Source organism: Sphingobacterium sp. ML3W, assembly GCF_000747525.1.
Classification (GTDB): Bacteria; Bacteroidota; Bacteroidia; order Sphingobacteriales; family Sphingobacteriaceae; genus Sphingobacterium.
Window position 1 is genome coordinate 846,319 of record NZ_CP009278.1, and the last position, 26,777, is coordinate 873,095.

General features: G+C 37.7%; 15 protein-coding genes. 1 reads left to right on the forward strand and 14 read right to left on the reverse strand.

From position 1 onward, the window contains the following. Positions 1 to 3: 3 nt before the first annotated feature. Both KO02_RS03865 and KO02_RS03870 read right to left on the reverse strand, forming a co-directional pair. Positions 4 to 540, reverse strand: a complete 537-nt coding sequence (locus tag KO02_RS03865) for a YceD family protein (protein WP_038696002.1) — start codon at positions 538 to 540, stop codon at positions 4 to 6. Between the two features lie 108 nt (positions 541 to 648). Further along, positions 649 to 1,299, reverse strand: coding sequence for an epoxyqueuosine reductase QueH (locus tag KO02_RS03870; protein ID WP_038696004.1), 651 nt, complete (start codon positions 1,297 to 1,299; stop codon positions 649 to 651). Positions 1,300 to 1,453: 154 nt separating this feature from the next. Here KO02_RS03870 and KO02_RS03875 point away from each other — a divergent pair, with 154 nt between their 5' ends. Continuing rightward, positions 1,454 to 2,581 (forward strand): hypothetical protein, encoded by a 1,128-nt coding sequence (locus KO02_RS03875; RefSeq protein ID WP_038696006.1) that lies wholly within the window; start codon positions 1,454 to 1,456, stop codon positions 2,579 to 2,581. A gap of 3 nt (positions 2,582 to 2,584) precedes the next feature. Here the strand turns inward: KO02_RS03875 and KO02_RS03880 are convergent, their stop codons facing one another. The 12 genes from KO02_RS03880 to KO02_RS03935 form a co-directional block, all read right to left on the reverse strand. After that, positions 2,585 to 3,433, reverse strand: a complete 849-nt coding sequence (locus KO02_RS03880) for a transglutaminase-like domain-containing protein (RefSeq protein WP_038696008.1) — start codon at positions 3,431 to 3,433, stop codon at positions 2,585 to 2,587. A 77-nt stretch (positions 3,434 to 3,510) separates the two neighbouring features. After that, positions 3,511 to 4,170: an ABC transporter ATP-binding protein gene (locus KO02_RS03885; protein WP_038696010.1), complete on the reverse strand. Its 660-nt coding sequence runs from the start codon at positions 4,168 to 4,170 to the stop codon at positions 3,511 to 3,513. 98 nt (positions 4,171 to 4,268) lie between these two features. Next, positions 4,269 to 6,665: an ABC transporter permease gene (locus KO02_RS03890; RefSeq protein ID WP_038696012.1), complete on the reverse strand. Its 2,397-nt coding sequence runs from the start codon at positions 6,663 to 6,665 to the stop codon at positions 4,269 to 4,271. A gap of 232 nt (positions 6,666 to 6,897) precedes the next feature. Further along, complete coding sequence (locus KO02_RS03895; RefSeq protein ID WP_038696013.1) at positions 6,898 to 9,306, reverse strand: ABC transporter permease; 2,409 nt, start codon at positions 9,304 to 9,306, stop codon at positions 6,898 to 6,900. Between the two features lie 219 nt (positions 9,307 to 9,525). Then, a complete protein-coding gene (locus KO02_RS03900; protein ID WP_038696015.1) occupies positions 9,526 to 10,434 on the reverse strand; it encodes a DUF4097 family beta strand repeat protein in 909 nt (302 codons plus the stop codon). Between the two features lie 251 nt (positions 10,435 to 10,685). Continuing rightward, the gene (locus tag KO02_RS03905) at positions 10,686 to 13,130 is read right to left on the reverse strand and encodes an ABC transporter permease (protein ID WP_038696017.1); all 2,445 of its coding nucleotides are present in this window, start codon (positions 13,128 to 13,130) and stop codon (positions 10,686 to 10,688) included. A 252-nt stretch (positions 13,131 to 13,382) separates the two neighbouring features. Beyond that, complete coding sequence (locus KO02_RS03910) at positions 13,383 to 13,604, reverse strand: helix-turn-helix domain-containing protein (RefSeq protein ID WP_038696019.1); 222 nt, start codon at positions 13,602 to 13,604, stop codon at positions 13,383 to 13,385. A gap of 163 nt (positions 13,605 to 13,767) precedes the next feature. After that, entirely contained in the window at positions 13,768 to 16,209 is a 2,442-nt protein-coding gene (locus tag KO02_RS03915) for an ABC transporter permease (RefSeq protein ID WP_038696021.1), read from the reverse strand. 605 nt (positions 16,210 to 16,814) lie between these two features. Next, positions 16,815 to 19,220: an ABC transporter permease gene (locus KO02_RS03920; RefSeq protein ID WP_038696023.1), complete on the reverse strand. Its 2,406-nt coding sequence runs from the start codon at positions 19,218 to 19,220 to the stop codon at positions 16,815 to 16,817. Positions 19,221 to 19,235: 15 nt separating this feature from the next. After that, positions 19,236 to 21,614, reverse strand: coding sequence for an ABC transporter permease (locus tag KO02_RS03925; protein WP_038696025.1), 2,379 nt, complete (start codon positions 21,612 to 21,614; stop codon positions 19,236 to 19,238). 207 nt (positions 21,615 to 21,821) lie between these two features. After that, the gene (locus tag KO02_RS03930) at positions 21,822 to 24,182 is read right to left on the reverse strand and encodes an ABC transporter permease (RefSeq protein WP_038696027.1); all 2,361 of its coding nucleotides are present in this window, start codon (positions 24,180 to 24,182) and stop codon (positions 21,822 to 21,824) included. 202 nt (positions 24,183 to 24,384) lie between these two features. Beyond that, a complete protein-coding gene (locus KO02_RS03935) occupies positions 24,385 to 26,748 on the reverse strand; it encodes an ABC transporter permease (RefSeq protein ID WP_038696029.1) in 2,364 nt (787 codons plus the stop codon). Between the last annotated feature and the right edge of the window lie 29 nt (positions 26,749 to 26,777).

A 26,777-nucleotide genomic window follows, 5' to 3' on the forward strand; every position in this document is an offset into this window, starting at 1 on the left:
GTTTTAGTTATTTTTAATATTTCTTAGTGCGGCCCAACGTGGGTCAATGTTTTCTTTTTTTGCTTGATCTTCCTTGCTTTGCTCAACTGATAAGTGGGCTAACATCACCGGGTCACAAGTATTATCTTCTCCTTGGTCACTGCATTTAGCGAACAAAGGAACTGCTAAATTAATATATTCATATAGCAATTCGGTCAGGTCTAGCTCATGATCGCTTTTGGATAATACCAGTACTTCTTCGGTATTATCGGTCCAGTCTTCAGCTGTGAATTTGACTAAAACACGCTCTTTAACTGCAATCGGCGATGGAAACTCGCTTAAACAAACGTCGCATGTTAATTGGATATCTCCAGCAATTGTGAAATTCAATATAAGCAAATTTTCTTGCTTTTGTAATTCAACATTTGCCATTAGATTTCCACTTTTAACAATGGAATGCTCAAAACAATCAAAGAACTCTTTATTTATTTCAAACTCAAAATTATGCTTTCCTGCATTTAGCCCCGAAAACGGTATTCTATATTGTTTTAGATGTTTCACAATCTTGCATTTGAGCCTGCAAAGGTATATATAAATAAGTTAGAATTGAAATTTTTTTGTAAAATATATTTCAATTGTTATTATAGATATTAGCCTTTCTGCAAGCGGTTATTCATAAAAATTTTTACCCAATTCTATTTTTGCTCTACCAGTCTCCATTCTCCATCGATTGGTATCGCGAAGGGAATAGGCACAGCCGCAATATTCCTGCATGTAAAAACGTTCCTTTTTAGATATTTCTAGCATGCGAATTGCACCTCCTTTTTTTCGCCAATTGAACGTCCAATAGTCCATATCTTGATGACGGGATGCAGCTCGTACACCACAGTCATTGATCTGATCCATGTTTTTCCACCTCGAAATACCCAATGAACTTGAAATCACATCAAATCCATTTGCAGCAGCATATTCTGCTGTTTTCTCAAACCGCATATCAAAGCACATGGTACAACGAGAACCTTTCTCAGGCTCGTTTTCCATTCCCTTTGCCAATTCAAACCAATGATCAACATCGTAATCGGCATCAATAAAGGGGATATTATGTTTTTCTGCAAAACGAATATTCTCCTCTTTTCGTAAATCGTATTCTTTACGTGGGTGAATATTGGGATTGTAGAAATAGATCGTGAATGCGATATCCGAGCTAATTAAAGCCTCCATTACTTCTCCAGCGCAGGGTGCACAACACGAATGTAAAAGCAGTTTTTTGCCTTCGTTGGGTAATGTTAACTTTTCTCTGACGAACTCCTTCTCTTCCATTGCTATTTACTGATAAAAGTTTGGCAATTTTACTCAAAAAGTACTGAACTAGCAAATATTTGATTAATAGATTTTAGAGAGTCCTACCGAATCTCGTTTTTTTTATCTTTATATGCGTTCATATTTGTAGATTTGTACCTATATCAGATTAAAAATGAAATCACTAACAACATATATAGCTGTTCTATTTTTTGCGATTGTAACATGTTTAACTTCTTGTGTGCGAGAAGACGACGAGCCTGCTTTATCCGAAGTAGCGATATCCAGGCTTTACGTTTCTTTTTCGGAATTTCAATTGGATGAGGCGCAGACTCCTTATAATAACCTGGATATTATCGATCCCGCAGATTCCAGTACTTTTTTTCAATCCTCTTTGTCGCATAATTCTGGGATCAAAGGTGGTGCAGCAATATTATTCAGTCCGATTGCAAAATATGTTTTTCAAAGCAGTGCAAATAGTGGAAATATACAGGATACCAGTATTCAGGTCATGTCCGTACATCCAGAAACAGGGGCCCCAGCTGCAAGAGGTTTGATTTCAAATGGTTTGCTCACGAGTGTCAAGGGATTGGCATACCACTATAATAGAGGTACAGAAAATCTTTATGTAGCCAATATCGGTAACGAGACCAGACCATCATTTATCTATTTATTTCAAAGACCTGGTAATTATAGAGGAAGGGCAGACATAAAACAAAGTATTGCCTTAGGTTCACTGACGCCATGGTCTATGGCTTTTAAAGGAACTGAAGAGAATTCAGATCTCTATATGTCTGTCACAGGGGCTAAGAAGGGAATTGCCATATTCAGTGATATCTTAAGAAAGAACCCCGGAGTAGATTCCATATTGAATGCTGAATCTTTTCCTCCAAGAGCAGTATTGACCATAGCTGATCAAGGGGAAATTAGAGGATTTAGTTATTCTGATCGCCAAGATTTACTAGCCGTTGCTGCTTATACAAAGACTGGAGATGTATCAGTTGGTAAGATTTTGTTATTTGAAAAAGCCTCTTTATTATTGTCCAGTACCAGTGATCGCGCTATCACACCTACACGCATTATTACAGGCGTGTTAACAGGCTTAAAAAGACCATTGGACGTTGCTATTGATAACCGTGATGGAGCACAATACATCTATGTTGCCGATGCTGATACAAAGACTGTCTCGCGTTTCTTGAATACAGATGATGGTAACGTCAAACCGAATATTACAAAAGAATTTAGATTAACTCCAGTTGCCCTATCATTGGATGCACGAGGACCTGGCGAAGGTGTCGAATAAAACTTATTCATCTAAGAGCCTAAAGAGTGTTTCGATTTCTAGTTTCTTGCTTGTACTTTCATTTTGTTCGTAAGCAGTGATGAGATTACGAAGTACTCTTTTTAGTATGGTCACGTGATCGCAAGGCAACATATATTCCTTTGATAGGGGTAGGTTGAGTTGTCTCAGGAATGATACAACATCCGATTTTTGCATCACCTGTCCCTTATTGAAGGCATTCAAGTAAAATAACAAATCATCTTCCGGTTGCAGCTCATTTTGATAAGATAGGATAAAATGTTTGGGTAGATTAATACCAAAAATAGGGATATCAAGTTTTTGTGCAACAATACTGTAGATACAAGAAAGTGTCAAAGGGTTTCCTTTTTTAGATTCCAATACCCTGCCAATAAATGAGTTTTGAGGATTGTGATAGTCATGTGTATTTCCCGATAGGCCAAATTTATCAAACAAGATATGATTGATCAACGACACTTTCTCCAAAGGAGTCATCTCGTACCTTAGCGCTATCCATATTTCTCGTTTTAGCTCTTCTAAGGTGACCCGTATAAGGCTATTGTTGTAGGAAGGATATTGGTAGCTATTGATGATCAACAATCCCTCTAAGAGGTCAAAAGAGTTGCTCATCTTCCATACCAAGAGTTCATTTTTAATTTGGGCAAATTGTATTTCATGGATGATACGCTCTAGACGCTCTTGTATAAAGGGGTCAAATGCAGACTCCCAATATTCCTCCAAAGCAGGAATGATATCAGGTCCCAAGCTTAAAAGCTTATGCTCGATTTCTTCTGCAATCAATTGATCAGGATCATCCAATAAGGTAACCAAAGCCTGTAATTCTTTTTCATCCATACACAAATTTAATAAAAATCCCCGCGATATGCCAAATGAAGCATATGCAGGGATATATTTAGGTATATTGGTACTGATTATTTTAATTGACCGTCCATCATGTGCACCGTTCTTTTTCCATAAGTGGCATTTTTTTCAGAATGTGTTACCTGAATGATCGTTACCCCCTCTGCATTGAGCTGCTGGAATAGCTCCATGATTTCCTCTCCTTGTTTCGAGTTCAGATTTCCCGTAGGCTCATCCGCGAGCAGGAGGGATGGCGAACCCGCCAGTGCTCTGGCAATCCCAACAATCTGTTGTTGGCCTCCAGATAACTGAGAAGGAAATAAATCCTTCTTTCCCACAATATTAAAACGGTCCAACAGATCGCTCACGATTGACTTACGCTCAGAAGAAGATTTGTTCTTATAGATCAATGGAGTTTCGATGTTTTCGTATACCGTCATCTCATCAAGCAAATGATAAGATTGAAATACATAGCCAATATGCGATTGAAAAAGCTGCGTTCTTTTCTTTTGTTTCAGTTCTAAAATACTTTCTCCTTTAAATAAGTACTCCCCCTCATCCGGTTCATCCAACATACCGATGATGTTCAGTAAGGTCGATTTTCCAGAACCCGACGGGCCCATAATCGATACAAAGTCCCCTTCTTCGATATTCAGACTGACATCTTTGAGTACGAATGAACGTGTGCTCCCTACATTATACCATTTAAATAAGTTCTTTAATTGGATCATATCATCTATTTTTCGTTGTTAATTTTTTAAAGCTTATTATGTATTCTCATTTAGGCTTCCCTAAGCCAATAAGTGAATATCACCTTACCTCCCATATATTACTCATTGCGCAGACTATCTACAGGATTGGCTTTTGCAGCACGTATCGTTTGGTAGCTGATGGATATGCATATGATGATGAAAATTATCACTATTGCAATCAGAAAATGCCACCAACCCAGTTCAATGCGGTAAGCAAAATTGTCCAACCATTTGTTAAGTATCAAATAAGTTAGGGGGATAGAGATCATACTACCAAATATAAATAATCGTAAGAAAGGTTTGTTCAATTGCATGAAAATGCTTTGAACAGAAGCCCCCAATACTTTCCTTACACTCATTTCCTTCTTACGAACAGTCACTTGAAAAGCAGACATACTAAAGAGGCCTAGGGCAGCGATGATAACAGCCAAGAATGTAAAACCATTGAAAGCAGTTTGCATTTCTTGTTGTTTTTTATGTAACAAAGCATATTGTTGATCCATGAAAGCATATTCCAGCGGTAATGACTTTGTGGAGGGGTTTTGTTGCCATTCCTTTTTTACAGTTTCGATAGCTTGATCCGCTTTCCCCTTTGCAGCCTTAACCATTAATACTGCTTGTGGCCGCATCGTGCCACATTCACTCTTATACGAGTAGATGGTAGGCTTCACACTATTCTCAAAACCATAAGCTTTACTATCCTTTACGACGGCGATGATTTCGAAATTCACATCACAGCCCGCTAGTTTAGCCCCGATAGGCGAACCTAGATTTAGAGCTGTAACCGCAGCTTCGTTAACAACAGCATAATGTGCAGTAGAATCTTGGAGTAACTGTTTTATCGAAGTCGGTATATTTCCTTTTAATATGTTCATATTCAAGGTGCTGAAATAACCTTTGTCAATACCGATATGCTCAAGATCGATCTCCTTGTGATTATGGGTGAATTGCTTTTTTGGTGGGAGATCCCCTTCTCCAGGTATATTTGTCGCCGAAGCAACCGACAAGATGTTAGGATCCTGTTCTAATCGTTCTTTGAGATTTTGGTAAGTACCATTTAATGCACCATCATAGTACATACCCAAACCCTTATAAGTGATTACTTGAGCAGGTTCGAATCCTTTATCTGTAGTTTGTATATAGTTGATCTGCTCATGAATTACGAGCATTCCGCTGATAAACAGTAAGGCAATACCGATCTGAAAGACCAACAAACCGTTACGAAGTGTGTTTTTCCTTTGCGATTGATTTAGTCCTCCCTTTAATGCATGCACCGATTTGAAACCGGATAGTATGAGAGCAGGGTATATACCGGATAAACAGGTTGTCCCGACAATACCGATGATAAGATAAAGTACAGTATCTTGATTTAAAATATATTGTTTTAGGTCATCATTGAACCATTTCTGCAAGATATTTCCTGTTATACTGAGCATAAAAAAACTAAGTACAGCAGCAATTAATGTCAAAATGAATACTTCCATCAGCAATTGACGTATAATCGACCAACGTGAGCTTCCCAATATCTTTTTTAAAGCCAATTCTTTGAACCGTTTGTCAGCTTGCGCCATGATCATATTTGCAAAATTTGCTGATGCCAATACAAGAATCGTAATCGATACAATACCGATTATCCAGAGCATGAGATAGGGCGTATTGCTTCCGGTTTTTGGTCTTAAATGTAAACTGGATAAGGGATCTAGATAGATTTCTCCCTTTCCTAAGCTCGATGAAAACCCTTGCTGTAAAACCTTATCATGATAGAGTTGGGTTATTTTTTTCCCTAAGGCAGTGATATCTGTTCCTCGTTTTACTTGAATATAAGTTTGGTAAGAAAATGGATTGTCGCCTGCAAACAGATCTTCGGGTTCTTTGATGAAGAGCAAATCATTATTGATCAAAGAAAGGCCTTTATCCTTACTGATTCCATAGATACGTTCTTGTTGATCTAATAATAAACTCAGGACCGAAATAGATTTTGGGGTATCAAAATTTAAATCCCCGTTTTTGAATATTTTTTTAGCTACAGCCTCCTTCACTAACGTCGCTTCATTTTGAATATTACTCTTGTAGAGGCTACCTGTTGTGTTTTCTACTTGAAAAATATGTGCAGCAGCAGAATCTATTACTGCAGCATTTTTAATCAATACCGTGTTTTCTCCAAATAGCGGATAGGAACCAAAACTATAGATGGTTTTTCGACCTGCAGTTTCAATCTCTGGCAGACTCGCTTTCAATAATGGGGCGAGCATGGCATTTGTTTCATCAGAAAATGCACCATTGGAAGTCAATCCAACCAAATAGATGCGGTCATAATTCGGATTCCATTTATCATAGCTCGTTTCCCTATTGATATATTGGTAGGCTAGGATAAAGCCACTAAAACCCAACATCACCCCGAATATGTTTAACAATGAAAAAGCTTTGTTTTTCAATAGACTTCGCCAAGAAATTTTGATTTCCTTCAAGATCATAAGTTGCCTATTTAGTCCGTTGTTATAAAATGAAATGATATCCAACTTTGCTGAAAGGATACAATTGCTTTGCCATTTTATTTATATTTTGATAATCAGTGTCTTGTAGTTTAAATCACGATGGTCACTGTTCATTATCGTACAGTTAACGTTCAGTTTTGGACAAGAAAAATCTATTTATCCATATTGCACCTTTACAATTGTTAATAGCAGATTATTTAAACAGATGATGTTAATCATCCTTCAGACTATCTACAGGATTCGCTCGTGCTGCTTGTATTGCTTGTACCGCGACAGTGGATAGCGCAATCGTCATAATAGCCATACCTGCTAAGGTAATCATCCACCAACTTATATCGATATGGTATGCAAAGTCATCCAACCAACCATTCATCATCCACCAACTCAAGGGTGAAGCCAAAAGAAAGGAGATAAACAGTAATGTCATAAAATCCTTGGACAGCAGTAGGACGATCCCCGATACGGATGAACCCAGTGTCTTACGTATGCCAATTTCCTTGACACGTCGGTTTATCATTAACAAAGACAAGGCAAATAGTCCTAAGCAAGCGATTAAGATAGCAGTGCTCGCCCCCCCAATGATAATACGCGAAAAACGCTGCTCAGCTTTATACATATTGTTGGTATTTTCGTCTAAGTAGGATGGAGCTACATTGGCTTTTGGATTGATTTTTTTCCAAGTATTTTCTATTGCTTGGATAGTCTCGGACGGATTGTTACTTTCTACTCGTACAAATAAATATTCAACGGAAGATTGATTTGGATTAATCGATAGCGTGAGTGGTTGTACTTCGCTGTGCAGTGTCTGAAAATTAAAATCGTCAATAATACCAATCACTTGAGGATTACCATCTAGGTCCAACGTCTTGCCGATAATGGTTTCAGGGTTGCCAAGCTGCTCAGCCATCCGTCTATTGATTAAGATGGCAGCCGTATCGCTCGAAAATGTACGGTCAAAATCTCGCCCCTTTAAGACTTTAATCCCCAGAGTCTTGGCATAATCATAATCGATACGCATAAAGTTCGAATAGATTTGTTTGCCTTCGTATTCGAATCCAAATCGACTATTAGCGGTACTTCCATCTCTCCCTAAACCTAAATTGATGTCAGAAGCGGTGATGCCTTTTACCCAAGGTAGAGACGCTAGTTCGATTCTCATCTGTTGTAAAGCACGTTCTTGACCGATGCCACTACCTATTGGAATACTGATGACATCAGTTTTATCAAATCCTAGTGAGCGGTTGGTGATATAATGCAATTGTGAAGCGATAACAATTGTAGCCACAATAAGCACCATGGCTATGGTAAATTGTATAACAGTAAGGCTGTTTCGTAATCGACCTGTTCTAATATTGGCCGTACCTTTTAAATTGGCAATGACATTTGTACGGGCTATGCGCCAAGCGGGATATCCTCCAGCAAAGAGCGTTAATATGATAAACGATAGTGTGAATATAAGGAGGTTTTGTGGAACAAACAGCTGTCCTATATTCAGTCTGTAATTCATATTGGCGTTATATTCTGGGAGAAGTATAAAAGCTATCCCTAGCCCCAGAAATAGGGCGATGAAACAAAGTAAGAGCGCTTCTATCCATAGTTGTGTGGTCAAACTACTGATAGTTCCACCAAGAGTCTTTCTCGTACCTATCTCTCGGTTGCGGACCAAGGAACTGGCCAGCGAGAGGTTGATGAAGTTGGAGCAGGCAACAAACAAGATGAGTCCTGAAATGAGCAGCAGGATCCACGGGAATGTCGGAGAAGCTGCATCTCCCAAACCTTTATTGTTCAAATGATAATCGGCTATAGGGAGGATATGTAGTGACAGGTAATCACCGGCTTTATTGGCAAGTGCCCCATCGCGTTTCAAAATACGCTCACTATCTTTATAATATTGTTTGATAAAAGAACGGGTAGCCTGTGTAAAGGCAATATCATTGATGGGATCAGATTTCATTTTTACAAAAAGATTGTGATCCTGATGGCCCCATTCTTCTTTATATTGTTTGTAGTTGGGTTTTTGTTCGAAGCGTAAAAGGGTATTGAAGTTGAGACTAGAATTGGACGGCAGTTTCTCGAGTACAGCACTGATTGTTTTTGTTTGCCACTGTCCTCCAGCTAATACTTCTACTTGCTTTCCGATAACATCGTTGCTACTAAACAGATTTTTAGCGATGTCTTCATCGATGACGATATTGTCAAGATCTTCCAAAGCATGGTTATCCCCCTGTACAGTAGGCAAGCTAAATATGGGAAGAAAGTCAGCATCTACGTATTTGTTATTCGACTGCAGCTGTTTTTCTCCATGACGCAAATGGATACCATCATTATAATAGCGACTGATGTATGCTATTTCCGGTATCTGTGTCTTCAATAGCGGAGCGAGAGGTGTAGGGGCAGTTGCACTGTTTTGTAGCCCATTTTGTGGCTGCGTCTGAAAATAAAGCAGGCCTATTTTTGAATAATCTTTTAGTTGCTTATTATAAGATAACTCAAACGTTGCTGTCAGATAGAGTAAGGTAGCCGTAGCAATGGCGACAGCAAGTCCAATAATATGGATAAAGCTCAATGTCTTGTGCTTAAACATATTTCGATAGGCTACTTTGAAGTAATGTCTGATCATTATTATTTTATTATCCAGAATCGACCAATTCGTATTAGACACTTCAGACTTCTGAAACACCTTCTAAAAGGGAGGTCTGTCGTTGAAAATTTGTCCCGTTTTTACTCGCTTACTTCTTCCAGAAAAGCAAGCGAGTAGCCCTAAAAGCTTGCTGTTGAATCAGATCCAACAACGTATTATCTATTGGTTTTATATCGTAAGTTCTTAATATGGGACCAGTTAATGAAAATCTAGCGATACAGAACCTGCAGAAGTGCGTGCATCTATTTTTTTGCCGCCACCATTTATTGTTCCTTGAGCCAAAGTTTTTTTAGATGTACCCGAAAAATTACTAGCGGAAGGAAGGCTGACGCGTGATCCTTTGAGGTTTATGTTATATTTTCCTTTTGGTACCTTAACCCGCACGCTACCACCCGATGTAGCCAATACCATATCATCCGATAGCGTATCCATATCCATATTGATACTTCCACCACTTGTGTGCGCATCAATCGATCCTTTTAGATTCTTCCCATTAATCGATCCACCGCTAGTAGCGACCCGGATATTACCAGAACAATTATCCAGCGTTATGGAACCTCCTGAGGTGTTGAGTTGGAGATCACCCTGGCTGTTGCTTGCATTGATACTTCCGCCCGAAGTCTTACCTGTAATGTTTCCTGATAACGATCTAATTTGTAAGCTGCCACCCGAGGTTTGGAACATTTGATTGCCATTCAATGCACTTAACTGTATACTACCTCCAGCGGTTTTCAGATTGCTATTGACCGATTCGGGGACGGTGACATAGAAAGCTACTGAGATCGGATTGTTACCACTTTTTCCACTTTTACGTTTAGCAGATGCTGTCAATTTTCCAGCCTCTAATTGAATGGTTACGTCAAAGTGCTCATTCAATATTTTTTCTAGATCAGCCGAGGAACCGAGGATGTTGCCATTGCGAGATATCCAGATTTCCACCGAAGCAGATTCTTTATCTGATCCATTTACTTTGATGGCCCCTCCTGATGTGCTGACTTCGAGATCTTTGATTTTGTTGTTCTGAAAAGTTTCTTTACGTATCATTTTTTGACCGAAAGAAACTTGTACCAACAGTAATAATACTGTTGTCTGAATAAACCTTTTCATATAAGTGTTTTATTAAAAATATACTTGACTATTTAGTCCCTTGTTAAAAAATTATAAGGACAATACATGGAATGAAAATATACAATTGCTTTGCCACTCTGATTATTAATTGATAGTCAGTGTCTTACTATTTTTATTTTAAGCAGTAACTGTTCGTTATTGAACAGTTAACGTTCAGTTCTGGACAAAGCGCACTTGGTATCAAATTGCGCCGAGACAGCTCAGTAGAAAATTGGTGATCGTAGCTCATCCTATTCATTTTTCAGACTATCCACAGGATTAGTACGAATCACCTTTAGTGTTTGGAAACTGATTGTTCCCAAGGCAATGAAAGTCGCACAGCATCCAGCTAGCATAAAATATCCCCAGCCAATCGCAATTCGGTAATTAAAATCAGCAAGCCATTGGTTCATTGCCCACCAAGCAATTGGTATGGCGATGACAATTGCGGCAAACACCAATTTCATAAAATCTTCAGATAATAATGTTAATATACGGATGTTACTTGCACCAAGAACTTTTCTGATTCCTATTTCCTTAGTCCGTTGTTGCGTGATATAAGTAACCAGTCCAAATAAACCAAGGGAAGCAATACAGATAGCGATTATTGCAAAGCAGGTGAATATATTTTTTGTTCGTTCCACATCCCGATATAGCGACTCAAATCCCTCATCCAAAAAACTGTAATTTATTTTTTGATTAGGACTAAATTGGTTCCATACTTTTGTGATAGCCATCAGCGTTTCATCCATATGTTGCGGTTTTACTTTAATGGTCATCAGAGTGGGGCTATCGCGCAATACTAAACCAATGGGGGCCATTCCTTCTCCTTTTAGAGATTCGAAAATGAAATCATTTACTACGCCCACGATGGTCCAAGTTTCCCCATTGGTGATTTTTGTACCTATTGGATTCTTGATACCCAGTTCTTCAATCATTTTTTTGTTGACGATTATACCCGAACTATCTGATGCCATTTGTGGGTTGAAATTGCGACCTTCCACCAGCTGGATGCCAAAAGTGGCCAGATAATCAGCATCTATTCTCCAGAACTGTCCCTGAGTTGCTAGATCCAGCTCTCGCTTTCCCTCTAGCCAAAAAGGGTTACCATTTCTTTTTACCCCGTCGATGGGTACCGGAAGGTATTCGCCAATGGAAACGTTGTTTACCGAAGGGATATTCCTGAGTTCATTTTTAAGGGGCGTGAGTTGGTCGGTTATTGTATTTAATCCTCGTAGTACGATCAACTGATCTTTGTTGAAGCCCAAATCCTTCTGTAAGATATATTGAATCTGCTGATTACTGATTAATGCACCGATGATCAGAACGATGGAAGTTGTAAATTGAAAAATGACCAGGCCATTGCGCAACAAAGAATTGCGAGGATTGCTCACCGATTTACTTTTTATAGCAGATATAGGCTTAAAACTAGAGAGATAAAGCGCAGGGTAAATACCTGCAATTAAACCAATGACAACAGTCGAAAGAATCAAGCAGGGGACAAAATACCACGTTAGCCAAGGGATCTCAATGGTTTTGTTCGCGAGGTTATTAAACAAAGGGAGCAATAGGTAAGCCAAGAGTAAAGCAAGAAGCAAGGATAAGAAGCTATAGGTCATTGCTTCAGATATAAACTGCTTGATTAAGCTTTTTCGATCAGATCCAATTGTTTTACGAATGCCGATTTCCTTTGCTCGAGTTGCGGCATTAGCTGTTGATAAGTTGACGAAATTAATACAAGCAATCATCAGGATAAAAAATGCTACTGCAGCAAATGTCCATACCATGCGAATATCGCCACGATTCAAAGTAGAAACCTGATCGTCCTCGATATCCGATGAATGCAAATGGATGTCCAGAGCAGGCTGCAGGTTGATTCTGATTTGATGGACGATGGGACCAATTTTTCGTCCCGCTTTAATGAGTTCTGGAATATAGTGCCCTGTGATGTAATTTTTGAAAATTTCTTCTTCCGCAAGTTTAACATTTGCCTGAGGTTTCAATTTAACGTAGATGGTGTAATTATTGCTAGTCCACTTGATCTGTTCACCTGGATAAAATGGTTCTCCAGCCAAAGACATAAAGTAGCCATAACCAGACAAGGTAGAGCTACTAGGTATATCATCGATAACACCTGTTATGGTATAAGCATTGGATTTATTGTTATTTAAATAAATCTGTTGACCAATAGGATTTCCTTTGAAATATTTAGCAGCTTTACTTTTTGTTAAGACTAAAGAGTTTGGCTTATCCAATGCATGTTGCAGTTGCCCATATTGCATTGGAGAGGGGAACATGTCCAATATAGACTGATCGATATAGACAAATCCATCATCGTAATAAATGTCCGCAGCTTGGTTTATCGATAATTGATTACTCCCCGCACCAAATAGCGGATTGGAAAGTATTCGACCCGATGTTTCGATAGCAGGAATTTCCGCCTTTAATGTTGCTGCCCCAGGAGCAGAAAGCGATACCCAACGATTGATTTTATTACCTTCCGGCGCTTGGACAATAAGACGGTAAACCTGATCCATTTCTGGATAGAACTTATTGTAACTGGTTTCATGTTTAATATAAAGAACGATCAGGATACAGATCGTAATACTAAAGGCAAATCCACCAATTTTGATGCTGGAATATAATTTATTCTTTGTGATATTTCGCCAAGTGATTTTAAGATTATTTCCAATCATTAGGATAGCGTTTACTTAGAAAATCTCATACTACAATTGAAATGATGAGTTATAGTTCATCAAACAATTGCATTGCCAAATATGTAGTTTGTTCTTTATTAGTGTGTTGTGGTTTATTTGGGATGGGGTTTGTACGATATCGAACAGTTTTCGTTCGGTATCGTACAAATTTTTATTTAAGATACTTGCGATATCATCTGATTGGATAGTGCATTACTTTATTTTAAAATTCTGCCATCCGTTCCTATTAAGTTAATCTAAATCTTTTAATTGTAGGTCTTCACATAATCTAAGCATCATTTCATTCGGGTCACTATCCGTAGCTAGCGCAATGAGATACATTTCATCCAATCGCAATTTTGCGGTTTCGTTCATCGTAAGTTCATTGATACGCGCCTTACTTAATCCGGTCTTACGTGCTACCATCGATTTATTGACTGATTTCTTTGCTAAAATTTCTCCGAGTTTTGTCATTATAATACCTTTTATTATCAGTTCATCTGTATAGATAAAATTACATAATGTTATTATTAAATATACAATCGTTTTTGATATTCATATTTATTATAGCTATTTGTATAGAATAACCATTCAAAAAGATATGATTTCGGAAAAAAAATAGAAAGAAATACACAACCTACTCATCGCGAAGACTATTTACAGGATTAGCTCGAATAACCTTCAATGTTTGGTAACTGATTGTGACAATAGCAATAAGAATAGCTGAAAAACCTGCCAGTATGAAGTATAACCAATTTATTTCTATGCGATAGTTAAAGTCCTGTAGCCAAGTATCCATCGTCCACCAAGAAATAGGGACAGCAATTACAATAGCAATAAATACTAATTTTATAAAGTTGCTGGAAAGCAGTGTTAAAAGCCCTATACTGCTCGCTCCAAGCACCTTCCGGATTCCGATTTCTTTTGTACGCTGTTGGGTGATATAGGTAGCGAGCCCAAATAAACCCAGTGATGCAATAAAAATAGCGATAAAAGCAAAGCAGGTGAAAATATTTTTTGTACGTTCAACATCCTGATATAAACTTTCAAAACCTTCATCTAAAAAACTATAATTGATTTTTTGACTTGGGGAAAACTTGTCCCAGACTTTGGTAATCTGAGCAAGAGATTGATCTATATGACCTGCTTTAACTTTTATGGATAGGAGAGAAGGACTGTTTCCAAGCACTAAAGAGACTGGTCCAGATTCTTCTTTTAGCGATTCAAATATAAAATCATCCACCACTCCGATGATAGTCAAAGACTGGCCGTTATTTATTTTTGCTCCGATCGGATGAGTGATTCCCAATTGTTCTACAAGCTTTTTGTTAACAATAGTCGCAGAACTGTCTGAGGCTAATTTGGGATTGAAATTACGCCCTTCAGACAATCGCAGTTCAAAAGTGGATAAATAATCATCATCAACGAGCCAGACTTGCCCTCCTCTAGGAAGTTCCACGTCTTTTTTATCATCAAGTGAAAAAGCATTGCCATTACGTTTCACACCATCAATAGGTACAGGAAGGTAGTCTCCCACAGAAACATTAGAGATATAAGGAAGGGATTTTAATTCATTTTTTAGGCTACCTAAATCTTGAGATAAGGTTTTAAGTCCACGCAATACGATGACCTGATCTTTACTGTATCCGAGATCTTTATTCAAAATAAAATTGATCTGTTGATTTGCGACAAGTGCACTCACGATTAGAATAATGGAGGTTGCAAATTGAAACGTTACAAGACCATTGCGTAACAAAGAACTTTTAGGATTAGATTGCTGTTTATTTTTTAATGCTGAAATAGGTTTGAATCCAGAAAGATAGAGTGCGGGATAAATACCCGCTATACTTCCAATGAATATCAAAGCAACAAGGAGTGTTGGAATAAAATACCAGCTAAATATGGGGATGTCCAAACTTTTATTAGCGAGGTTGTTAAATAAGGGCAACAGTACCCAGGCAAATATTAGGCCAATGATCAAAGAGATTAAGCTATAGCAGATTGCTTCGACCATAAATTGGTCAATTAAGGATTTTCGGTCAGAGCCAATCGTTTTACGAATACCAATTTCTTTAGCTCTTGTCGCTGCATTTGCAGTAGAAAGATTTATGAAATTGATGCAAGCTATCAGCAATATAAAGGCCGCAATAGATGCAAATGCCCAGATCATTTTAATATCCCCCCGATTGAGCGTAGATACCTTGTCATCACGAATACCTGAAGAGTACAGATGGATATCAACAGCATTTTGCAATGTCATTTTTAGCTGATGAACGTAAGACCTTATTTTTCCTCCTGCCTTCAGCGTTTCGGGGATCAGATGACCTTCGATGTATACTTTTTGAATAATGCTTTGCGTCTGTTCTGGATCACTGTTTTCTTTCAGTTTGACATAAACGGTATAGTTTGTTGCCATCCAATTATTTTGCTCACCAAGATAAAATGGCTCGCCTGCCAAAGACATAAAAAAAGTATAGCCGTATAGCGTTGAATTGCTCGGGATATCATCGATGACTGCGGTAATCGTATAAGGTTTTGATTTATCATTGTTGAGGTAGATCTGTTGACCAACTGGGTTATCCTTGAAATATTTAGCAGCTTTACCTTTTGTCAAGACAATTGTATTCGGATTGTCCAGAGCATGATCCAATTGCCCATAAATAATTGGCGAAGGAAACATTTCCAAAATCGATTGATCAACATAAACGAATCCATCGTCATAATAGTTTTCGGGTTTGGACCCGAGCGTCAATTGATTACCTCCAGCACCAAAAAGCGGATTAGGTAATATACGACCCGATTGTTCTACTGCCGGAACCTCATCTTTGATTGCTTTTGCAGCAGGTGCGGTCAAAGATAATCCCCTCATTACATCGTCTCCATCTGGAATTTGTGACACGATCCGATAGATCCGATCTACATTTGGATAAAACTTGTTATAGCTCGTTTCATGTTTAATATATAAAACAATAAGGATACAAATCGCGATGCTAAATGCAAAGCCACCAATCTTAATACTGGAATACAGCTTATTTTTTGTGATATTTCGCCAAGCGATTTTAAGATTATTTACCAACATAACAATTACGAATATTTAGAAAATCCCATCCATCTTACAACAAGGATTATGTCTTATAAAGACAATAGCATTGCCAAATATGTATCTATCTGTGTATTAATTAGTTGTTGTTTATGTAGGGTTGATATTTGTACGATATTGAACAGTTTACGTCCATTATCGTACAAACCTGTTAGAATAAAATATTGAGCTATTTGAAAAATTGCGTATCATTTATCGTCAGTTCATGGATGCGCTTTGCTCAGTCCAGTCTTGCGTGTAACTATCGATTTATTGAAGGAGTTTTTCGCTAAAGTCTCTCCTGATTTAGCCCTGATAATACTTATTAAAGTCTATTTGTATGTATAGATAAGATTATTAAATGTTTTTTTTAAATATACAGTTGTTTTGAATATTGCCGCATATTATGTTTATTTGTATAGAATATCTATAATGTTAGTTTATAGATACTAATGCAGTTGTGGAAGTCAGATTTACTTGTACACTGTTGATGAAAATTTACATCGAATTCTAAAAATCTTAAGCCGTAGGAAAACACCAATTATAAACCGCCACTCCTCAGTCGGTTTTTGCACTTTTTTAATTAGTAGCTCCTACGGCTTTTTTTATTCATCCCTTAACTTCTCAATAGGATTAAACCGTGTAGCTCGGTATATAATGCCTATAATCAATGTACCCAGTAATAAAGTCAAAAAGCCCAATGGGAGCAAGTAAGTCATGAAATCAATATCAATCCGGTTACTGTAATTCTGTAACCAAATATGCATCAATAAATAACTTAAGGGTATTGTCGCAAACAATGCTAAAACAAAAATCATATAAAACTCCTTAGAAAAAAGTAAAATTAAATGGACAGCAGAAGCACCTAGCACTTTGCGTACTCCAACTTCTTTATTGCGTAAATTAATGGATAAAGTAATCAACCCGATGATACCCAATGAAACAATTAATAAGGATGCAATAGTGGCGACTTGCGAAGCACGCTGCAACTGGAGTTCCGTCTCATATAGTTTTTGGATGCGTTCATCCATAAATTGATATTCAAATGGTGCATCAGGAAGAAGCTCTTTCCACTTTTCAGCTAAGGCCGACATAGAAGAACTCAGATTTCCTGGTTTTAAGCGGAAGCTTAAATATCGGAACTGCATTGATTTGTTAATATCGATCCAGGCAAGAGCTGGAGTCTCTTCCAACATCGAATTTGGAATAAAATCTGCCGTTACACCCGATATGGTGACATGTTGATGGGCATCATCCAAACTTATTGTTTGACCAACGGCGTCTTCGGCATGTTCAAAGCCTAATGCATGCAGTGCTTTTTTATTGATGACAACATAGAAATTTTTCTTATTGTCAGCCGTATTTTTCGAGAAAAAGTTTCCTGCTAATACTGGAATCTGATAAGTCTGAGCAAACTGATCATCAGATAGAATAATCTGAGTATGGACCTTTTTCTCTGCTTTACTGTTCATCAATGTCCCGGTATTTCCTCCTACAAATCCTGGAATTTCATAAGAAAGACTTAAAGACGCAATTTGTGGAAGTCTCCGGAATTCATCTCGTGTAGTCTCCATCTTTTTAAGACCTTGTTCACTCCAGTCTCGTGGCACTTGTACCGCTAATAACGATTCTTTGTTATAGCCTAAGTTGCCATCTATAAATAAATTAATCTGTTTGGATATGATGATGGTAGCCATTAAGATGATGATGGCAACGGCAAACTGAATAAAGATGAGGACTCGACGGACGATTTGTTTGCTGTTATTTCTTGTGAATTTGTTCTTCACAGATGCTAGAATACCATTGCTAGATAATTTGACAGCAGGGTAGATGCCCGCTAAAAGACCGACTATACATGCGAAGAGGAATAGAAACATAAAAAACTCAAAAGGAAGAGCCGTCAATGCAGGTAACTTACGCATAAAGATACCTTCAAAAACAGGAGCAACTAAAATATATAGCGGAAGACTAATGGTCACCGCAACGACGAGTGTGATGATATATTCGGTGAGCAATTGCCAGATAATCTGGATACGGGATGAGCCCATTACTTTGCGAATCCCGATTTCTTTTAGACGCGTGAAGTTCTGACTGATTGAAATATTAATAAAGTTGATCACAGCCATCAATAACACGAACCCAGCTATCCAAAATAAAGTGGAAATCATTTTTCGGATAGCGCCGTTGTTATCATCAAGAAAATAGCTTGTTAAAGGTTTGATATCTGGAGCATAGTTTGCTGAAAATTTTCCATCCGTATTGCGTTTCACAAGGTCTACAATAGGAGCGCGCAATTGATCGGCAGAAACACCTTTTTGCAATTCGATAAAAGAAACAATATAAGGGTTATGCCAGCTGTCGATCGATCTTCCAAAATACGTTTCGCTTGCTATCGGTAAAAAAAAATCGCTCTTTGTCGCTTCGTTAAAGTGCATCACCGAATTTTGCGCACTAGCTTTAATAACTCCGGTGATGTTGAATGGATGCTTCTCGCCATTGAAATTTTTTATCTCCAGTGTTTCCCCCAACACATCTACTTTCCCAAAATATTTAATAGCCGCCTTTTCTGTTATGACTACGGAGAAAGGTTTTGTTAAAGCGGTGTTCGGGTTTCCTTCAAATAAAGAAAAACCAAACATATCCAATAGCGTGGCATCACCAATAGTTGTTGCTTCCTGAAAAACTTGCTGACCATTGGAAACGATACATGTCAACCCATCGAACCGATAATAATTGGCCACTAATTGTGGATATTCATCCTTCAACGCTTTTGGTAAGGCACCAATACTGGTGAAAGGAATACCAAAACCTTCTTGTTTATATTGACTCTGAAGTATGTATTGCTGCTCCTTGTTACGTACCTGACTATTAACTTGATGCACCTCCCATACATATGCACCGACCAACATAACAAAAGTAATGCTACACAGGAGACCTAACAGGTTGATTAAACTTTCGTACTTGCGCTTTATGATGTTGCGCCAAGCGATTTTTATATTGTTGTTTAGCATAGCAGTCTTTTTAGATTATTCATCACGCAAACTATCAACAGGGTTGCCAAGTGCTGCTCTTATCGCTTGGTAACTGATGGTTACTAAGCTGATGATAATAGCCATAAGACCTGCAATGCCAAAATATTGCCATTGGATTTCAATGCGATAGCTATAATCTTTCAACCACATATCCATCGTCCACCACGCAATAGGAGAAGCAATTAGTATAGCGATAATCACCAATTTGAGAAAGTCAGTCGAAAGTAATGCCGTAATTTGAGCAATACTAGCCCCCAGTACCTTCCGAACAGCAATTTCTTTCATACGTGTTTCCGCCATATAGGCAATTAAGGCAAATAATCCCAAACAAGAAATAAAAATGGTCAAGCCTGCAAAAAGCATAGAAATCGTACCAATGGATTGTGTTTCTTTAAATTTTGTTTCAAAATTTTTATCAATGAATTTATATTCAAAAGGGTAATCAGGATTGAATTTTTTGAAAATAGCTGCTATCGTTTTTAAATTGGTTGCGGTATCATTGTTTGGATTTAATCGGTAATGAATATTTGTAAACCAAGACCTAGGACCGAATATAACCATAGGTATGATTTCATCAAACGGAGATTCAACAATAAAATCTTTAATTACACCAACTACAGTCCAGTCTTTACCGTCGCCATTGATGGTTTGACCCAACGGATTTTGTAAACGCATATTCCGAACAGCAGTTTCTGTTAACAGCATTGCATTGCTGTCGGTCTTATATTTGTATACATCAATATCACGTCCCGTCACCAGTGTGAATCCCAGGTTTTTCACGGCATCAGCATCGGTACTGAAACGATTGAAAGATATTTTTTTATCACTTTCATTACTTCCAGGCCAGCTGAATCCCCAGCCATTACTGTATCGGTCTGTCACAGGAGACATGTTTTTCGATACCGAAAGTACGGCATTGCTGGCTAGTAATTCATTACGGAGACTCAAATAATTTTTGTCTAGTTCTCCCGAAAACCGTGACGTTAGTAATCCATTATCATTATACCCCCGATCGCGATCCTTCGTATGTCGGATCTGTTGGGAAACGATTATAGTTGCTATAGTCAAAATAATCGCGAGTGAAAATTGTATGATTACTAAAATGGAACGCACGCTGATACCTTTATTATAAGTGTTCAATTTTCCCTTCAGGGTTTTCAATGGTTTGAATGCGGAAAGGAAAAATGCGGGATAACTTCCTGCTAAGACACCCGTCAGTAAAGTGAACCCTATTAAAAATAGCCAAGTGCTTCCTGATAGCACGGATATCGTGAGGTTTTTTTCAACCAAATTGTTAAAAGCTGGTAGGACCAATAGGATGCAAATGATGGCAACGATCATGGCTGCAAAACTGATTAAGATACTTTCTACAATAAATTGAAAAATTAAACTTTTGCGATCAGCACCTACCACTTTGCGGACACCCACTTCTTTGGCTCTTCTTTCAGAACGCGCTGTACTTAAGTTCATAAAATTGATGCAGGCTACAAGCAAGATAAATGCTCCAATCCAAGTAAATAAATGAACCAATTGAATACGACCTGCAGTATATGCTCCATTTATGCTTTTATTATATAAATAGGTGTCTTTGTATGGGAATGCGAAAATCTCATTTGTTGACTTAATTTTATTGTTGCCTACGTTTACATGTTTTTGGCTAACAAGTTTGATCTTATTATTAAATTTTGATAGAGACGTCCCTTCTTTCAGTAAAATATAAGTATAGGTCGAATTATTGGACCAGTTTTCGTCAACAAATCCTAATTTTTTCGCAAAGTCCCATGATAGGAGATAATCAAATTGGATACTGCTATAACTTGTAGGATCTTTAATTACAGCCTGAACTGTGACCAAGTTATCGGATTCTATTTTAATAGATTTTCCTATAGGATCTTCATCTCCAAAAAGAGATTTAGCATATTTTTCAGTGATTACAACTGAATTGGCATCTTTAAGAAGATTCGTTTTGTCTCCTATTACCAAAGGGTAACTAAACATCTTAAAAAAACCAGGATCAACAAAACTGGCACTGGATACTAATTTTTTGTTACCATAAGTTGTTAAGAATTCATTGCCATCATCTATACGGCTAAAACTTTCAATTTCTGGAAAATCATTTTTTAAGGTAGGACCCATTATTTTGGGCGTATTGGTCCACGCATGTATCTCCCCTTGGTAAGTGTCGTGATTACTGATGATGTAGAGTCTGTCGCTCTTCTCATGAAAGCGATCCATGGTCAACATATTCTGTAGCCACAATGCGATGAGCAAAGCACCTGCCATGCCAATAGCCAAGCCAATGATATTGATGAAAGAAAAAGTTTTATTTTTTAATAAATTACGCCAAGCGATTTTGATATAATTTTTAATCATGGTTTTCTCTTTAGCTTATTAATCATATGAGTTCACAGATACTATTGCGCTACAATTTACTTACAGTTGAAATTTACAATACCAATCTTCAATCCATTTATATAACTATCTGCTGGTCAAATGCTAACAATTAATTACAGAAGGTTTAAGTGTTCGATTTCGAACAGTGTCTGTTCAAGACCGAACAACGCTAATCTTCTGATTGTATTACTCATCACGTAAACTTTTTACAGGATTTGAAAGCGCAGCTTTTATCGATTGCATGCTTATGGTAACAATTGCCAAGGTTAAAGCAGCTAAACCTGCTAAAACAAATACCGACCATTGCATATCGATGCGGTAAGGAAAATCCTGTAACCATTTGTACATGGCCCACCAAGCGATAGGAGAGGCAATAAGAATCGCGATTAGAACTAACTTGATAAAATCTTTTGATAGCATACCCGTAATACCTGATACAGATGCTCCCAGTACTTTCCGGATACCAATTTCTTTCGTGCGCAGTTCTGTGATATAGGACGCTAAACCAAATAACCCAAGGCATGAAATAAAAATAGCCAAAGACGAGAATATGAATGCGAGTTGTGCTGTTTGCTGTTGCTCTTTAAACTTGGCAGCAAACTGTTGGTCGACAAATTTGTATTCGAAAGGATAGGCTGGATTGAATTTTTTGAGAAGCTGTTCCATTTGTTTCAAATTCTGTTCCATGGAAGACGATACATTGGTACGTACGACCATATTAAACAACCATTGTTTTGTTGGATAGATGAGTAAAGGTGTTACTGGACTATAAGGCGAACCACTAATGTAATCATTTACTACCCCTACGATAGTAAATGTCTTATTCCCCCATTTAAAGTAACTTCCAATGGGATTTTTTAATTTCATTTCTTTGATGGCAGTTTCATTTACCAATACAGATGCACTATCAGCTGCCAATCGTTCATAATCAATATCACGGCCTTCCAATAATTTTAATTCAAGCGTTTTTACAAAATCACTTTCTGCTTTGGAGATATTAAATACGATTTTTTCACCCTGTTCAGGCGTTGACCCCTCCCATGAAAAACTACCACTGGCGCTTGACGCATTATTGGTAATTGACCATCCGGTTCGTGTTACAGCTTGCGCAATGCCCTTATTGATCAATTCAGATTTGAGGACCTCATAATTATCGTTCATATCACCCTCCATAGGGATTTCGATAAGTTGCGAGGCAGAATAACCAACGTCGCGTTTGCCTGCATATTCAACCTGCTTACGTATAATTAGAGTAGCAATAATCAAGACAATGGCAATTCCAAATTGGAAAATAACTAGTATTTCACGGAAATTGAGATTAAATTTTTTAGAATTTCCAAATACTTTCAATGATTTAATGGGTTTGAAAGAGGATAGGACAAAGGCAGGGTATAATCCTGCCAGTGCTCCTGTTAATAGTATAAATCCGATTAAACAAGCCCAAATCATAGGATCAGCTAGCGAAAATTCCAATGGTTTGTCCAATATCTTATTGAATAGCGGAAGTACCAAGGTCGTTAAAGCTAGAGCGAGAATTCCTGAAATGAAAGAAAGTAAGACCGATTCCATTAAAAACTGTGTGATTAAACTGCTGCGTTGAGCACCCACGACTTTACGTACAGCTACTTCTTTTGCTCTTTTTTGGCTCCGATCGGTACTGAGATTAATGAAATTGATACATGCAATCAACAGAATCAGTAGCCCAATGCCAGCAACTAGTTTTACCTGATCTATCTTACCACCAACGGGGATGCCCTGTTCAAATTTTGAATACAGGTGCATTTTGGATACGGGGTATAAGAAGAGCGATCCTTTCAGTTCATTACTCGTTTTATTGGCTATGATATTGACGAGTTTTTTATTGAAAGCAGTGACATCTGTTCCATCTTTAAGTTGTATGTAAGTTAAGAATGTATTCGTATTCCAATTAGGGGAATAGCTATCTGCCTTGCTCAAGGGAATTAAATAGGTGAAATTAAAATCGGTATTGCTAGGCAAATCCGCTATGATTCCGGTTACTTTATAAGGTTCTTTATTGTCTAGAATAAGGGTTTTGTCCAATGGATCTGTATCGCCAAATATATTTTCCGCGAGGCTTTTGGTCAAGACGATATTTTTCGGATCCCCAAGAGCTTGATTTCGATTACCTTTCAAGAATTTAAAATCAAACATTTGGATAAAAGATGCGTCAACCTCAGTTCCTTTAGATTTGATTTTTTTATCGCCAAAGGATAATAATCTATCCGTGTCCCAATACATGCGAGCAGTATGCTCCACTTCGGGATATTCGGCTATTAGAGCGGGAGATGCTTTTCCCGATGTGATATTCTGCAGTCCGATTTCTCCTTCATCCTCATATTTGTTCCAAAGTCTATAGAGATTGTCTTTATTGCTATAGAAATTGTCAAATTGAAATTGATTTTGTACCCAAATGCCAATAAGCAAGACTGCAGTCATTCCAATGGCTAGTCCTGTGATATTGATAGTGGCATATCCTTTGTTTTTCCAAAGATTACGCCAAGCGAATTTGATATAGTTCAGTCTCATGGATTGTAATGCATTATGCCTTTTGCTAGTGTTTATTAGCTAGAAGCGATAGTTTAATCGTTAAGTTAAGGGTTCACAGTGATGAAAGACAATTGCATTGCCATAGTTATAATGTATTGATTATTAATAATTTGTTGTCATTCACCCACTTTCGAGTTGTTCGAAAACGGACAGTTGATCGTTCGTTCTCGAACATCCGCCCTTATTTATTCTTTAAAGAGTCAACTGGATTTGCCAATGCTGATTTAATGGCCTGAAAACTTACGGTCGCAAGTGTTATCAATAAAGCGAGGACACCTGTCACAATAAAAATAGACCAGTTTATAGAAATACGATAAACATAATTTTCTAACCATTTCTCCATAAATAGGTATGCTAATGGTGCGGCTATAGCAAAACCAATTATTGTCAGCCAAATATATTCAGTAGAAAGCAATCGCCACAAACTCAGTTCGGAAGCCCCAAGTACTTTACGGATACCAATTTCTTTCTCGCGTTGTTCGGTTAAGAAAGAAACAAGCGCATATAGTCCAAGACAAGAGATTAAAATTGCTAGGCCGGTAAACAGGCTGGTCAGACTTCGAATCATCTCCATCTGCACGAACTGTTTAGCGTAGACTTGATCCGTAAAAGTATATTCAAATACAAGATTAGGATCTATGGCAGTGAACATCTTTCCGATAGCCTTGAGCGTTTCACTTTGATCCTTCCCATCTTTTAAGCGAAGAGTAATCTTATTTCTAGGCAGGAAGTCTAAGAAATAAACGGTTGGTATTATAGATTTGAAAGGAGATTGTGAAACGGTATTTTGGATAACACCCAAGATTTTATAGGTATTTCCCCATTTCGTTATTTCTTTGCTCGTCAATGAAGTCAATCCCATAAATTTTGCGGCAGCTTCATTCAGAATAACACCAGCGGAGTCAGTCTTGAAATCTTTGGAGAAGTTTCTACCTTTTATAAAATCCCATTGTACCGTATTTGCAAAATTTTCATCTACAGAAGAGATACCCATTATTGAACCCGCTATAGGGTCGTTACCTTCCCAAATAAATCCGCCACCCGATAGTCCAAGGTTATTGACAAAGTTGGAAGAAAGTGTGGCTTCTTGAATGAGACTTTCATTTTGTAGGTTCCGCTTAAGGACGTCAAAATTTTTGATGATTTCTGTACTGCTGCTTGTTACATTAACTAAATTATGATTGTTATAACCGATCGGTCGATTTTTGACATGGTATAATTGCTGTATGACCAGGTAGGTAGCAATCATCATAAAGATAGAAATAGCAAACTGAACCACCACCATGACTTTGCGCGGTTGAAACCTTCCTTTGCTGAACTGCAGTTTTCCCTTAAGTGCAAGAATCGGATTGAAAGAGGAAAGAAACAATGAAGGATAAATGCCTGCTAATAATCCAAGCAGTATAATCGCTACTAAAGATATACAATAAAATAGCGGAGAATTCCAAGGAAGTTCAAGTTGAGCTTGTGTAAGTTTATTTATCCAAGGTAAAAGCAAAAGGGTGAATAATAAAGAGAAGATATAGGCAACACCTACCGAACATATCGATTCCACCAAAAAACCTTGAATGAGCTGTTTTCTATTGACCCCTATGGATTTAAGGACGCCAATTTCTTTACCTTTTTTTAGACTTCTAGCCGTACTGAGATTGATAAAGTTGATACAGGCCAATGCGAGGATCAAGATACTGATAAGGGCAAACATCCAAACATATTGAATCTGTCCACCATTATTTTTACCATTTTTAAAAGACTCAAATAGATGCCATTTTGCCATGGGATGCAGGAGTATTTCTGGTTTGATATCCGTAAGTTTCGTTTTGAAAAAATTCGTTAGCTTTGATTCAAGTGAAGAAATAAGCGCGTTGTTGGATATCTTAACATAGGTATTAAAGTAGCAATTGTTCCATCCATCTGAAATCCCTTCATTTTTTTGTAAATAGTCTGAAATTGGAAGTATATAGTCCAATCCGTAAAAGGTACTGTTATTAGGTAAGTCGGTATAAACACCTTTTACTTGGTATTGCTCCTTTCCATTAAACTGTACAATTTTTCCAATAGCATTTTCATTTCCAAATAAACGGGAGGCCAATGATTGTGAGATAATGAATGTATTAGCTCGAGTAGGAGTAGAGATTTCTCCTTGTGTGGCTTCAAAACTAAAAATTTCGGTAAACTTCCCTAAAGTATAGAACCCGTTTGCAGTTAGTTTTTTGTCACCAACTTTCAAACTGCTATTTTCTAAACCTGTCGTCAAGGTGACTTCCTCCATTTCATTTTTATAATCAGATTCGATCAGTTTTGCCAACGGAATCGGTGTTGACGGGTCGGTCGATATCTCATTATTGAAAGTGCCGGTAACCATGACTTGATATATGCTATCATAGTTCTTAAAGTTTTTATCAAAGGAAAACTGTTTCCATATCCAAAGCGTACTTACCAATGCAACGGTGAAACCAAGAGCAAGACCGATAATGTTGATCGCTGCATGTAATGGACTAATTTTTATATTACGTAAGAAAGTTTTGAAAAATAGCTTTATCATAATTTTTGAACAATTATCTTATTGAGGGT

Excerpts from the sequence above, each read along its gene's own strand:
- KO02_RS03870 (WP_038696004.1), bottom strand. The coding sequence starts at position 1,299 with ATGGAAGAGAAGGAGTTCGTCAGAGAAAAGTTAACATTACCCAACGAA.
- KO02_RS03875 (WP_038696006.1), top strand. The coding sequence starts at position 1,454 with ATGAAATCACTAACAACATATATAGCTGTTCTATTTTTTGCGATTGTA.
- KO02_RS03880 (WP_038696008.1), bottom strand. The coding sequence starts at position 3,433 with ATGGATGAAAAAGAATTACAGGCTTTGGTTACCTTATTGGATGATCCT.
- KO02_RS03885 (WP_038696010.1), bottom strand. The coding sequence starts at position 4,170 with ATGATCCAATTAAAGAACTTATTTAAATGGTATAATGTAGGGAGCACA.
- KO02_RS03890 (WP_038696012.1), bottom strand. The coding sequence starts at position 6,665 with ATGATCTTGAAGGAAATCAAAATTTCTTGGCGAAGTCTATTGAAAAAC.
- KO02_RS03895 (WP_038696013.1), bottom strand. The coding sequence starts at position 9,306 with ATGATCAGACATTACTTCAAAGTAGCCTATCGAAATATGTTTAAGCAC.
- KO02_RS03900 (WP_038696015.1), bottom strand. The coding sequence starts at position 10,434 with ATGAAAAGGTTTATTCAGACAACAGTATTATTACTGTTGGTACAAGTT.
- KO02_RS03905 (WP_038696017.1), bottom strand. The coding sequence starts at position 13,130 with ATGATTGGAAATAATCTTAAAATCACTTGGCGAAATATCACAAAGAAT.
- KO02_RS03910 (WP_038696019.1), bottom strand. The coding sequence starts at position 13,604 with ATGACAAAACTCGGAGAAATTTTAGCAAAGAAATCAGTCAATAAATCG.
- KO02_RS03915 (WP_038696021.1), bottom strand. The coding sequence starts at position 16,209 with ATGTTGGTAAATAATCTTAAAATCGCTTGGCGAAATATCACAAAAAAT.
- KO02_RS03920 (WP_038696023.1), bottom strand. The coding sequence starts at position 19,220 with ATGCTAAACAACAATATAAAAATCGCTTGGCGCAACATCATAAAGCGC.
- KO02_RS03925 (WP_038696025.1), bottom strand. The coding sequence starts at position 21,614 with ATGATTAAAAATTATATCAAAATCGCTTGGCGTAATTTATTAAAAAAT.
- KO02_RS03930 (WP_038696027.1), bottom strand. The coding sequence starts at position 24,182 with ATGAGACTGAACTATATCAAATTCGCTTGGCGTAATCTTTGGAAAAAC.
- KO02_RS03935 (WP_038696029.1), bottom strand. The coding sequence starts at position 26,748 with ATGATAAAGCTATTTTTCAAAACTTTCTTACGTAATATAAAAATTAGT.